Annotated in this window: 10 protein-coding genes; 2 read left to right on the top strand and 8 right to left on the bottom strand. The window is 39.8% G+C overall.

The genetic code is table 11. The features are described 5' to 3' along the window. The first annotated feature begins 74 nt into the window (after positions 1–74). Both V6W77_RS08660 and V6W77_RS08655 read left to right on the top strand, forming a co-directional pair. Positions 75–2,162, top strand: coding sequence for a capsule polysaccharide biogenesis protein (locus tag V6W77_RS08660; RefSeq protein WP_334254412.1), 2,088 nt, complete (start codon positions 75–77; stop codon positions 2,160–2,162). A gap of 23 nt (positions 2,163–2,185) precedes the next feature. Then, positions 2,186–3,397: a capsule polysaccharide biogenesis protein gene (locus tag V6W77_RS08655; RefSeq protein ID WP_334254408.1), complete on the top strand. Its 1,212-nt coding sequence runs from the start codon at positions 2,186–2,188 to the stop codon at positions 3,395–3,397. A gap of 69 nt (positions 3,398–3,466) precedes the next feature. Here V6W77_RS08655 and V6W77_RS08650 read toward each other — a convergent pair whose 3' ends face one another. The 8 genes from V6W77_RS08650 to V6W77_RS08615 all read right to left on the bottom strand — a co-directional run bounded on the left by V6W77_RS08650 (position 3,467) and on the right by V6W77_RS08615 (position 12,235). Further along, a complete protein-coding gene (locus tag V6W77_RS08650) occupies positions 3,467–4,927 on the bottom strand; it encodes an FGGY-family carbohydrate kinase (RefSeq protein ID WP_334254407.1) in 1,461 nt (486 codons plus the stop codon). Between the two features lie 125 nt (positions 4,928–5,052). Continuing rightward, positions 5,053–6,039, bottom strand: a complete 987-nt coding sequence (locus tag V6W77_RS08645; RefSeq protein ID WP_334254406.1) for a TRAP transporter substrate-binding protein — start codon at positions 6,037–6,039, stop codon at positions 5,053–5,055. A gap of 89 nt (positions 6,040–6,128) precedes the next feature. Then, entirely contained in the window at positions 6,129–7,406 is a 1,278-nt protein-coding gene (locus tag V6W77_RS08640; RefSeq protein ID WP_025343168.1) for a TRAP transporter large permease subunit, read from the bottom strand. After that, the gene (locus tag V6W77_RS08635) at positions 7,403–7,885 is read right to left on the bottom strand and encodes a TRAP transporter small permease (RefSeq protein WP_025235017.1); all 483 of its coding nucleotides are present in this window, start codon (positions 7,883–7,885) and stop codon (positions 7,403–7,405) included. Before V6W77_RS08635 ends, V6W77_RS08640 begins: the two co-directional genes overlap by 4 nt. Positions 7,886–7,893: 8 nt before the next feature. Further along, positions 7,894–8,355 (bottom strand): NanQ anomerase/TabA/YiaL family protein, encoded by a 462-nt coding sequence (locus V6W77_RS08630; RefSeq protein WP_138317729.1) that lies wholly within the window; start codon positions 8,353–8,355, stop codon positions 7,894–7,896. 82 nt (positions 8,356–8,437) lie between these two features. Continuing rightward, complete coding sequence (yiaK, locus tag V6W77_RS08625) at positions 8,438–9,436, bottom strand: 3-dehydro-L-gulonate 2-dehydrogenase (RefSeq protein WP_334254411.1); 999 nt, start codon at positions 9,434–9,436, stop codon at positions 8,438–8,440. A 234-nt stretch (positions 9,437–9,670) separates the two neighbouring features. After that, a complete protein-coding gene (locus V6W77_RS08620) occupies positions 9,671–11,536 on the bottom strand; it encodes an SLC13 family permease (RefSeq protein ID WP_334235441.1) in 1,866 nt (621 codons plus the stop codon). Positions 11,537–11,719: 183 nt separating this feature from the next. Next, positions 11,720–12,235 carry an MltR family transcriptional regulator gene (locus V6W77_RS08615; protein WP_428981784.1) on the bottom strand — a complete coding sequence of 172 codons (516 nt, stop codon included), beginning with the start codon at positions 12,233–12,235 and terminating at the stop codon, positions 11,720–11,722. Between the last annotated feature and the right edge of the window lie 7 nt (positions 12,236–12,242).

The following is a 12,242-nucleotide window of genomic DNA, read 5'->3' as shown; positions in this document are numbered from 1 at the left end:
GCAGAAATACTGCAGAGAACTTGCAGAAATACTGCAGAGCATTTGCAGAAATCCTAAATAAAAACTATAGAATGATGATTAATTCACTGATTTTCTCAAAAGGAATTCTCAATATCCCGAACTTGAATAGCTTTTTACCAGATTGCAGAATGATTTTTGCTTCTTATTTGAAGAGAGCTATTCCGCATAGAATCTTGATAGATCAGGTGATTGGTTGGGGGCTTCGCCCTTCTACTCGAAAAGCTCGTGCTTATGCAGTTAAGCACAACTTGCCCTTTGTATCATTAGAAGACGGCTTTCTTCGCTCATTAGGTTTGGGTGTAAAAGGCTATCCACCATTTTCTCTTGTGTATGATGATGTAGGAATATATTACGATACGACTCGTCCATCTCGTCTAGAAAATCTATTACTAGAGCAACCTTTGCAAGATGAAGCTAAAATAAAAAATGCGGAGAAAGCTTTATCTCAAATTTTAACTTACCAACTGTCAAAATATAATCACGCATTAGATTTCTGCGAGCAAGTCCCTCCAGAGAGTAAGATTGTGTTAGTTATCGACCAAACCTTTGGCGATATGGCAGTGAAATATGGGCAAGCGAGCGAAGCTGATTTTAATAAGATGTTAGAATCCGCAATAACTGAAAATCCTGATGCTCAAATTTGGGTAAAAACCCATCCAGATGTGTTAAGTGGTAAGAAAAAAGGCTATCTAACTGATTTACCCCAATATACCGATAAAGTACGGATTATTACCGAAGATGTAAACCCGGCAAGTCTAATTAAATGGTGTGAGAAAGTTTATTGCGTAACTTCTCAAATGGGGTTTGAAGCATTGTTATTAGGCAAAAAAGTGATTACTTTCGGCGTGCCCTGGTTTGCCGGTTGGGGGATAACGGATGATCGAAATGAGAATGTTCAATCACTTTTTCAGCAAAATAGAAGGGTAAAACGTTCATTACTTCAGCTTTTTTATGCTGCTTATTTTAATTATAGCCGTTATATTAATCCAAATACTGGCGAGAGTGGTTCAATTTTTGATGTGATTGATTATTTGCATAAAGTAAAAATATTGAATCAACGTTTAAGCGGAAATCTTTATTGTGTTGGAATGTCTTTATGGAAACAGGCAGTCATTAAGCCATTTTTTAACCTACCACAATGTAAATTGCATTTTGTACGTTCGTTAAATTCTTTAGAAAAACGACCGCTTGCAGAGAATGCAAAAATTCTTGTTTGGAGTAATGGTAAACCTGAAATTCTACAATTTGCGAAACAAAATAATATTCCGTTACTAAGAATGGAAGATGGTTTTATTCGTTCTGTTGGGCTAGGAGCAAATTTAGTTGCTCCACTTTCATTAGTGGTTGACGATTTAGGCATTTATTTTAATGCGGAAACTACTTCCCGATTAGAACAAATTTTATTAAAGGCAGAACATTTTTCTGATAATGATTTGTCTAATGCTGAAGCTCTAAGACAAAAGTTAGTTGCAAGCCATATTGGAAAATACAATGTAGGTAGTGGCGATGTCGATTTTAATGCTCAAGGCAAAAAAATTATTTTAGTGCCGGGGCAGGTTGAAGATGATGCTTCAATTAAATCAGGTTCTCCACAAATTAAGAAAAATCTGGATTTATTAAAAAAAGTCAGAGAGCTAAACCCTACAGCCTATATTGTTTATAAACCGCATCCTGATGTAGTTAGTGGAAATCGAATTGGCAATATTCCAAAGATGGAAGCTCTCTATTTTGCTGATCTTATTGTCGATAATGTGAATATTTTAGATTGTATTTTAAAAGTGGATGAAGTGCACACAATGACTTCTCTAGCTGGTTTCGAAGCATTATTAAGAGGTAAAAAAGTGCATTGTTATGGAATACCCTTCTATGCTGGTTGGGGGCTAACGGAAGATTTATTACAAATAGAACGCCGTAATAAAACACTTACATTATCACAATTAATTGCAGCAACATTAATTTATTATCCGCTTTATATTGACCCCATTCAGGGTAAATTTATTGATGCCAATCAAGCCATTAATTTATTAATGCAACAGAAGCAACAATTATCTAATCACGGTATTAAGCGTTCTTGGATAAGTAAACAATATGGAAAGTTAAAACAACTTTATCGAGTTTTTAGTCAAACTTCACAGCATTAATTAAATTTAGCGAAGGTCTCTGAATGGAACATTATTTAGATGAATTAATTAAAAATAGCCAACGGATTTTGTTATTACAAGGTCCGATAGGATATTTTTTCACAGATTTTGCAAATTGGCTAGAAAAAGAACAAAAAACAGTCTTTAAATTAAACTTCAATGGTGGTGATGAATATTTTTATCCGAATGATAGATCAAACACTTTTGCTTATCGTGATAGTTTAGAAAATTTTGAAAATTTCTTAGTTAATTTTTGCCAGAAAAATAAAATAGATAATATCTTATGTTTTGGCGATAATCGTTATTACCATAAGATAGCTAAAAATGTTTGCTCAAATTTAGATATTATTTTCTGGGCATTTGAAGAAGGTTATTTCCGCCCCGAATATATTACTCTCGAAAAATGGGGTGTAAATGCATTTTCTCCACTGCCGAGAAATCAATCTTTCTTTTTAGAATATTCAAAACTAGATTCCCCTGAACCTGAAAAAGTTTCAAAAGGCTTTAAATATATGGCAAAGAGAGCTATCTCTTATTATTTAAAAGCCTATGAGACGCGTAAAGAATATCCTAAATATCAACATCATCGTTTTATCAATTTAAGGTATTATCTTAATTTATGGTCAAAATCTATCATAAAAAGACTATGTTATTGGTTATATGATAGTGGCTTTGCAAAAAGAGTAGAAAATGGTGAATTCGGCAATTTTTTTATTGTACCACTACAAGTTTACGATGACACACAAGTAAGAGTACATAGCGATCAAAAAAGTGTTGAGATTTTTTTACGAGAAGTATTAACTTCTTTTGCAAAATTTGCTCCCTCACATTTAAATTTAATTATCAAACATCATCCAATGGATAGAGGGTTTATCGATTATAAAATTGTAATTTATGAATTTTTAGAAAAATACCCTCATCTAAACAATAAAGTTTTTTATATTCACGATGTACCTTTACCTGTTTTCTTAAGAAAAGGGAAAGGTATGGTTACATTAAATTCAACAAGCGGGCTTTCAGGTTTATTACATAATATGCCGGTAAAAACCTTAGGGCGAGCAAATTACGATTTTGAAGGATTAACGGATCAGCAATCATTAGATACTTTTTGGGTGAACCCACAACTACCAAATGAGGAAGTATTTAAAGGTTATCGCCAATATCATTTACATAAAACACATATTAACGGTAATTTCTATAATAAATCAATTCTTCGTTATCCCTATAATTTATAAACCAAAAGCGGTCATAATTTGCAATTTTTTTACAAAATATGACCGCTTGTAAAACGTGTTTAAAGTCCGTTAAATCATCGCTTTAAGTGCCTCAGTTAGTTTTTGATAACGCTGATATTTCGTCTGATATGCTGAGTAATTTTCAACATTTGGCTCAAACACTTGCATTTCTGCATTTAGGGCTTGTACTTGACTAATATCCAACCCAACACCTTGCATAGCCATCAATGCCGCACCTAAGCAGCCTGTTTCTTCCACTTGTGGTACTTCGAGCCTCATTCCTGTTAAATCCGCCAACATTTGCATCCAGACTGTTGATTTCACCGGTCCGCCTGTAACTCGTAGCACATTAGTTTGTGGGAAGCGAATAAACATACGGTTTAAGTGCGTCATTAAGCTAAACAGTACCCCTTCATAAATTGCTTGTAGCAAGTGCATTTGCGTATGGTAAGACTGCATTCCGTAGAAACTTGCCTGCATACCCAAACCTGCATTTGAGCCGTAAAGGAACGGTACAAACAACACCGAACTGCCTGCCGGCGGTAATGCGGCAATGCCCTCATTAATTTCTTGGTAGCTTAAATTGCTCCATTGTTTAACAAACCATTCCAAATTGCCTGCCGATGTCGGGCTTGCCTCGTGCACAATAAATTTACCTGCTTCAGCATAACGCCCATAAACAAATGGTAATTCTTGGCTTAAATCGATATTATCAGTAATACCACTTACCACCGACCAAGTCCCTAGTACCACGTTGAGCTTTGTTTCATCATCTAAACCTGCACAGCGAGCCGTTGAAACCACATCAAATAAACCACCAACAACAGGCGTACCTACGGCTAAACCTGTTAATTTTGCCGCCTCTTCAGTTACATAACCTGCAATTTTATTCGGCTCAATCACCGGCGGTACTTTTTCTAACACATCAGGCATACCGAGCAAATCAGCTAAACTTTGATCGTATTCGCCCTTCGCCATATTGTAGAGATTACTTTCAGAAATATTGGTTTCCTCACAATGCAGCTCGCCGGTTAGGCAAAAACGCAAATAATCGTGCGACATCAGCACTGAGCCGATTTGTGCATAACGTTCGGGTTGATTTTTCTGTATCCATTTCAAAATGGAAACTGGATGACCTGTCCACAGCGTTTGGCGAGTGATGGGGTAAAGTTTCTGTGGAATTCCCTCAGCTTGCCACTGTTTCACAATCTCTAAAGAACGTTGGTCGGAAGAAAGAATGGCACGCCCAAGCGGTTGCTTGTTTTTATCGAGCAAAAATGCCCCTTTACCTTGAGCGGAAATGCCAACACCTTTGATATCGCTTGGGTTTACGCCACTTTTTTCGATCGTTAAACGCACCACTTCCGCACAAATCGCCCAAAGCTGTTGCATATCACGTTCTGCGTAGCCTGCTGTTTCGCTAATTACAGATACATTTTCACGATGAAGTGCTTGAATATTGCCTTGATTGTCAAAAAGTGCAGCTTTGATAAAAGTGCCGCCGCAGTCAATGCCGAGTGTGTAATTCATCATATTTTCCTTACAACCTGAAGAAGAACAACAAGCGGTTGGATTTCGCAAAAAATTTGCAATTTCTTACCGCTTGTCGGTTTTAATGCGAAGTTATTATGTTAAGAGACTTACTTTAGCTTATATTATTTTGCTAAAGCATCCACTTTTTTCAATAATTCATCGCCGTGTTTTTCAACGAAAGCTTTACGTACTTCTGCTTCAATTACTGCTTTGAACGGTGCGTTATCCACTTTTTCGATTACTTCGATACCCGCTTTGCGTAATTTCTCGATGATCTCTTGTTCGTTTTTCACGTTGAGATCACGTTGGAACTGACCCGCTTCTTTCGCAGCTTCTAATAATGCCGTTTGCAGTTCAGGTACTAAGCCATCAAATTTTGCTTTGTTCATTACCACAATTAACGGGGTGTAGCCGTGGTTGGTTAAGCTTAAGTGTTTTTGTACTTCATATAATTTTGCCGACCAGAAAATACCGATTGGATGCTCTTGTGCATCTACCGCACGGGTTTCTAACGCGGTGTAAAGCTCAGATAACGGCATTGGTACCGGGTTTCCGCCTAATAAGTTAAACGCTTGAATGTACATTGGGTTTTGGTTAGTACGTACTTTTAAGCCTTTAATATCTTCCGGTTTGTTTACCGGGTGTTTTGAGTTAGAGAACGCACGGAAACCAACATCCCAGAACGCTAAGCCTTTTAAGCCTTGAGCTTCTAAATCTTTTAATAAACCTTGACCGATTTCACCGTCTAACACTTTGTAAACGTGTTCACGATCTTTGAAGATAAACGGAATGTCGATTACGTTTAATTTTGGCTCTAAGCCGGTGAAGTTTGGTGAACCTGACATTTCGATATCAATAGTACCGCCACGCACGCCACTGATCATCGTTTGTGCATTACCTAGGGTGCTGTCCGGGAATAATTTTAATTTGATTTCACCTTTGGTTTTTTCAGCTAATAACTCATCGAATTTTTTCGCTGCGATGTGTTGGCTATCTGAGCGTGGGGCTTCATAACCGAAACGTAGTGAAGTTTCAGCCATTGCTGAAGAACTCATTACGGCTACACCTGCAACTAATGCGGCTAAAGTTTTTAAGTTAAAAAGTTTCATAGGGTTCTCCTGTGATAAACAAATTGTGGGTGCAAGCGGTTAGATTTTGTAAATTTTTTACCAAATCCCACCGCTTGTGGGTTAAATTTTTACTGCATCCAGCTCAATGGCACGAGTACTAATGATGGGAAGAAAACAAAGAGTAACAACAATGCGATCATCATCATTAAGTAAGGGAAAACGCCTTTCGCTGCTTGGTCAAACGGTAATTTTGACACACCGGTAATCACGTTTAACACGTTGCCCACCGGTGGGGTAATTAAGCCGATTGAGGTATTTAAGATGAATAACACACCGAAGTAAACTGGGTCGATACCCGCTTCTTCCACTAACGGCATTAATACAGGGGTTAGAATTAATACGGTTGGGGTTAAGTCCATTACCATACCGATAATAAATACCGCAAGCATAATCACCAATAATAGGGTGGTTGGGCTTTCAATTAACGGCTCTAATAATTCGGTGAGCATTGTCGGTAACTCTGCCACCGTGATTAACCAGCCGGTTACGTTTGCCGCTGCTACCAAGAACATTACCACTGCGGTCGTTTTTGCTGCGGCTAATACCACTTTGTATAAGTCTTTGAACTTCATTTCACGGTAAACGAACAGTGAAACAATCAACGCATAGAATGTCGCCACTGCACCGGCTTCAGTTGGGGTGAACATTCCTGAGCGGAAACCGCCGATAATAATCACTGGAAGTAATAACGCCCAAATACTGTTTTTAAAGGAGATGCAAAGTTCTTCTTTGGTCGCTTTGGAGAAGGTCATTAAATCTAAACGTTTTGCCTGCCACCACCAAAGAGCAGCTAAGCAGATACCCATCATAATGCCCGGGAAGATACCGGCTAAGAACAGTTTAGTAATGGATACGCCACTTGCCACACCGAAAACAATAAACGGAATACTCGGCGGAATGATCGGGGCGATAATTCCTGCCGTGCCGATTAAGCCCGCAGATTTATCAATCGGATAACCGGTGGTTTTCATCATCGGTAACAACATTGCCGCCACCGCTGCTGTGTCTGCAACTGCTGAACCCGAGAGGCTCGCCATAATCATTGCGGCTAAAATTGCCACGAAGCCCAAGCCACCCCGTTTGTGCCCCACTAACTTCATCGGTAAGTCGATAATGCGTTTAGACAAACCACCTTCGTTCATAATTTCACCGGCAAGGATGAAGAACGGAATCGCCATTAACGAGAAACTGTCTGCACCACTGACGATTTGTTGAGCAAGGATTTGAGCATCAAACAGATCTAAGTGCAGCATTAAAGCCACGCCGCAGACTAAAAGTGCAAAGGCAACCGGAATGCCTAATAAAATCGAGCCAAGTAATACGGAAAGAAAAATTACAACAGTCATTTACTTTCTCCTTTCGCAATTACGCCAATGGTTGCAACAATGCGTACAACAATTAAGATACCGATTAATACACCTGCCACCGTGCTTGCAAGGAAAGTAATTCCTTGCGGTAAGCCCGAAATTGGGGCAAAGTTATTCAAGTTAAGATTAAATTGAATCCAACTACCATCTACAATTAAGTAGCAGCAGAACAACATCGCTAAATCAGTAAACACACTTAAAATATTTCTACCAACCGGCGATAATTTGTCTGTCAGCATTGTTACTCTAACGTGCTGGTTTTCACTAAACGCCAATACTGCACCTAAGAAAGCAAGCCATACAAACATATAACGTGAAACTTCTTCTGTAACGTTAATACTGCTATTAAAGCCGTAACGTAATACGACATTGAGGAAAACCAAGATAGACATAGCGGATAAAATAATTACCACCAATGCCTCTAATGCTTTTCCAACTAATTGAGCAAAAGCTTTCATAAACTACCTCAAATTTCACTCATTTTAATTTTTACCACCACTTTGCGGATTTTTGCTTCTCCTGCAAAAATGGCTGTTCGGTGTGTATCCTCAGGGAAGAACACCGCAAAGTTGCCAGCCTCACAGCGGAATTCATTTTCATTTTGCACCGATGCATAAAATTGAATATCACGCTCAGGGTTATATTCCACCGCAACAGGGTTATTGCCTAAATCAATGGATGCCGCCATTAATTCCACACCTTTGTGTAAATATTGCACGTCTAAATAATTTCGATGCACTTCCGGCTGATAAGCAGATTTTTCTTTCGTTTCAAGATCTAACACTTGAACGTAAATATCACGCCCTTTGAGTTCGTAAACGCCGGCTTCCATCGCATCAAAATCGGTATTTTTTAAATAATCCAAGGCAAATTGAATCGCTTTTGGATATTGAGCAGGGTTGTAATTTGAAATATGACCGAAAAACATTTGTTGCTCCGTTCTGTTTTACCCCCACACGAGCCGTGTGGGGTTACTCATTACCCAGAGGCTCCGCCTCTGCTCTAAAATATTACAGCGATTGCAATTTCGCCCACACGGTATCATCTACCGGAATGCCGTTGGCTTTGTTGTCGGCAAGAATTTGCGTGAACTCGTGCCCCGGTAAGCGAACGGCAACATCCGGGTCTGCACGCTCTGCGGTGCGAACATAATCCATAATACGGTTAAGTTTTTCGTCTTTAGTTTTGCCGTCAATTAAGCGATCAACTTCAATCGCAATGTAAACTTGAGATACACAGTATTCATCGTCTTTATCTTCTGTTACTGCTGCGGTTGATTCACCGTTAGAAAGCAATGTTGCGATCATATCTAACACAATAGATAAGCCTGAACCTTTCCAGAAGCCCATTGGCATTAAGCGGCGGTTTTTCTCCACAGTTGCCGGATCACGGGTTGGGTTGCCTTCATCATCAAAACCGGCATCTACGAAGGTTTGACGACCGGCTAAACGGTGAACTTCTAACATTCCGTAAGAGTACATTGAACAAGACATATCTACCATTGTGATTGGGGTAGTTGGCACGGCGATGATAAGCGGGTTTGTACCTACACGGCACTCTTTTGCACCCCAAGGTGGCATTACCGCTAAGGCGTTCGTCCAGCAGATACCGATGTAGCCTTTTTCTGCCGCTTGCCAGCCGTAAGAACCGCCACGCATCCAGTGGTTTGCGTTACGCAATGCCACCACACCGATACCGTTTTGTGATGCAAGTTCCATCGCTCTGTCCATCATTTTTTTCGCAGTTAAGTTACCGATGGCTTGGTGGGCGTCCCACTGCTCGATTGCACCTAATGATAATACCTTCGTCGGCTCGGCTTCAGGAATCACATCACCGTTCTCTAACTGTTGAATAAAACGTGGGAAACGGTTTACCCCGTGTGAATACGCACCAGCTTGGGTTGTATCAGCAAATACGGTTGCACACTCTTCCGCAATTTCTTCACGCACGTTACGGGAAAGTAAAACACGTTTAAATTGAGCTTTTAAATCGTCATAAGACACTCGAATAGTCATTTTGGATACCTCTAAAAGTTAAAATTTCAAATAGTAAAATTACGTTTCATAAGGTACTCTTAAGGCAGTTTAAAGTCAATCAAAGCAAAAATATAAAAATTATTTAAAATCAAATAGTTATAAATATTTTTGTAAATTTGAGAGGTAGATCACACTTTTGAGAAGGCAAGCAAGCGGTCATTTTTTTGTAAAAATTTACAAAAAAATAACCGCTTGTATTGAAAGAAATTAGAGTGGGAAAAGCAGAGGAATCACAAATACCGAAACCAGCATCACCAGCACCGTAAACGGTACACCGACTTTGACGAAATCCACAAATTTATAACCAGCCGGGGCAAGCACCATTGTGTTTACCGGTGAGGAAACCGGTGTCATAAAGGCAGCAGAAGCGGAAACCGCTACAATCATTGCAAACGGAGCAGCTGAGTAGCCTAATTGGTTAGCGATAGCAATCGCAATCGGCATCACCAAAATCGCCGTTGCGGTGTTGGAAATAAACGCACTTAGAATTGCCGTAAAAACAAATAATACAATCAAGACAAAATGCACATCTAAACCCTGCATCACATCAAGTAAAAGGCGGACGGTTAAATCTACCCCACCTGTTTTTTGTAAGGCGATAGAAAACGGCATCATACCCACAATTAAAATAATGCTTGGCATATGAATGGAATCATAGGCACTTTTTACATCAACACAGCGGAATTTACCTAGCATCAAACAAGCAATCAGTGCCGCCATTACATTCGGTACAATGCCTGTAATCATCAGTACCACCATTGTGAATACAGAAAAAAGAGCGTGCGGTGCTTGGCTTAGAGCCGGCGGTGCATTTTTGCTTTCTGCCGGGGCTCGCAGTAAGAAGAAATCACGGTGATCGCCATCCATTCGGTGAATTTGCTGCCAAACCCCCATTACTAATAACAAATCCCCAAATCTCAACGGCGTATCAAGCAATTCATCTTGTATGATTTCACCACCCCGTTTTAAACCGACAATGCTTAAATGATATCTTGAGCGAAACTTTAACTCTCGAATGGTTTTGCCGATACATTCAGCCTCAGGCATTACTGAAATTTCCGCCATACCTACCGAGCGATAATGGGTCGAGAAAAACTCGCCCTTTAGTTCAATCGGGCGAAGCTTAAGCTCCTCGCAACGTTGTTGATAGGCTTCATCGTCTAAGGCAGTATCAAGTAACAAAATATCTTTGGGCTGAAACACTTCATTGACAGAAGCATTTATCGTGATGGTTCTGAAATGTTTATTACGTTGAATGGCGACAATGTTCAAACCGTGCACAATGCGTAAATCCAGTTGTCCAATGGTTTTGCCGACACAGATAGAATCAGGCTCAACTAATAGCATTTTGGCTCTGCCACGTAGTTGGTATTCTTCAATTAAGTGAGACATCGAAAAATGTTTAGCTGAGTTTAGCTCCTCACGCTGTTCACCATTATCTAACCAACGGCGGGCAACCAGCATATAGCCGATACCTAGCACTAAAATGATTAAGCCAATCGGCGTAAAGCTAAAGAAACTAAAGCCTTCAAAGCCCGATTTTACTAATTCGGAATGAGCAACAAGATTGGGAGGCGTGGCAATTAGGGTCATCATACCGCTGATCAAACCTGCAACACTCAGCGGCATCATTAAACGGCGGGGGGAAATCCCCATACCAGCACAAATCGCTAATACCACAGGAATAAAAATCGCCACAATGCCCGTAGAACTCATAAAAGAGCCAAGCCCGGCAATTGAGAGCATTAATAGCACTAATACCTTTGTTTCACTTGCTCCCGAAACACGCATTAGCCAATCGCTTACTTGATTTGCTACCCCTGTTCGCACTAAGGCTTCGCCCACAATAAAAAGGAGAGCAATCAGCACTACATTTGGATCGCTTAACCCAGCTAATACCTCTTTTACCGACAAAATGCCCGTTAGGCTAAAAAAGAGCATTACGATTAAAGCGACAACATCCATCCGCAGTTTGTTTTGGATAAATTGCCAAATGGCAAACACAAGGAGAGCCATTACCCAAAAGAGCGGCTGCTGTAAAAAATCAGGTACGAAAGCAAGAAGCGATTGCATAGTCTTATCCTCCAAAATAGTTAGAGATAGATTACACCGCTTTAGGGAAATAAAAAAGTCGAGAAGATCAAAAAGAGAAGGAATTTAGGTGGATACACTGCGTGCATCTATTAATTTATATTTGTAAAATTTCAGCAAAATCTAACCGCTTGTAAATGGACGCACAGAGTGCGTCCCTAACGATTATAACGGGCTTTCCACATTTAACTGTTCATCAATTTCAGTAACCGCCAAAATCAAGCTGGAACGCACGATCTTTTCTAACCGCATTTGCTGCATTTGAAACAACATTGAATCTTTATTACCGTTTGTTGCTTTTACATTCAGCAATTCATTAATCGGCAAAAAATCGACGTGGTTTAAATCTTTGGCAAATTGCACCACCGCAGGGTGGGAGAAGGAGAAGTCTTCTTCCTCTTCGCTTAAATGGGATTTCACTTCAAGAAAAAGCGAAATATCTTCAAACACTTTAGGCGAAATCACACCTAAGCCGAGTAAAACTTTTAAGCGAACAGAAAGATCAGCGAGTGGACCTTGATGTTCAAACAAGGAATCCACCACTGATTTTAATGCAAAATCCGTTTTGCGAAACACCCGCTCAATCAACTGTTCCACCGCATTGGTGAACAGCTGATTTGCGGTGGCGAGAAAGCCCCGTAACGTAGCTTCCTCACTTAGTTTGTCGATGTAGTCCACAATATCCAGA

Origin of the sequence: Mannheimia indoligenes, assembly GCF_036880405.1 — a bacterium.
GTDB classification, from domain to species: Bacteria; Pseudomonadota; Gammaproteobacteria; order Enterobacterales; family Pasteurellaceae; genus Mannheimia; species Mannheimia indoligenes.
This window is presented reverse-complemented; position numbering and strand designations above follow the sequence as displayed.

Excerpts from the sequence above, each read along its gene's own strand:
- V6W77_RS08660 (WP_334254412.1), top strand. The coding sequence starts at position 75 with ATGATTAATTCACTGATTTTCTCAAAAGGAATTCTCAATATCCCGAAC.
- V6W77_RS08655 (WP_334254408.1), top strand. The coding sequence starts at position 2,186 with ATGGAACATTATTTAGATGAATTAATTAAAAATAGCCAACGGATTTTG.
- V6W77_RS08650 (WP_334254407.1), bottom strand. The coding sequence starts at position 4,927 with ATGAATTACACACTCGGCATTGACTGCGGCGGCACTTTTATCAAAGCT.
- V6W77_RS08645 (WP_334254406.1), bottom strand. The coding sequence starts at position 6,039 with ATGAAACTTTTTAACTTAAAAACTTTAGCCGCATTAGTTGCAGGTGTA.
- V6W77_RS08640 (WP_025343168.1), bottom strand. The coding sequence starts at position 7,406 with ATGACTGTTGTAATTTTTCTTTCCGTATTACTTGGCTCGATTTTATTA.
- V6W77_RS08635 (WP_025235017.1), bottom strand. The coding sequence starts at position 7,885 with ATGAAAGCTTTTGCTCAATTAGTTGGAAAAGCATTAGAGGCATTGGTG.
- V6W77_RS08630 (WP_138317729.1), bottom strand. The coding sequence starts at position 8,355 with ATGTTTTTCGGTCATATTTCAAATTACAACCCTGCTCAATATCCAAAA.
- V6W77_RS08620 (WP_334235441.1), bottom strand. The coding sequence starts at position 11,536 with ATGCAATCGCTTCTTGCTTTCGTACCTGATTTTTTACAGCAGCCGCTC.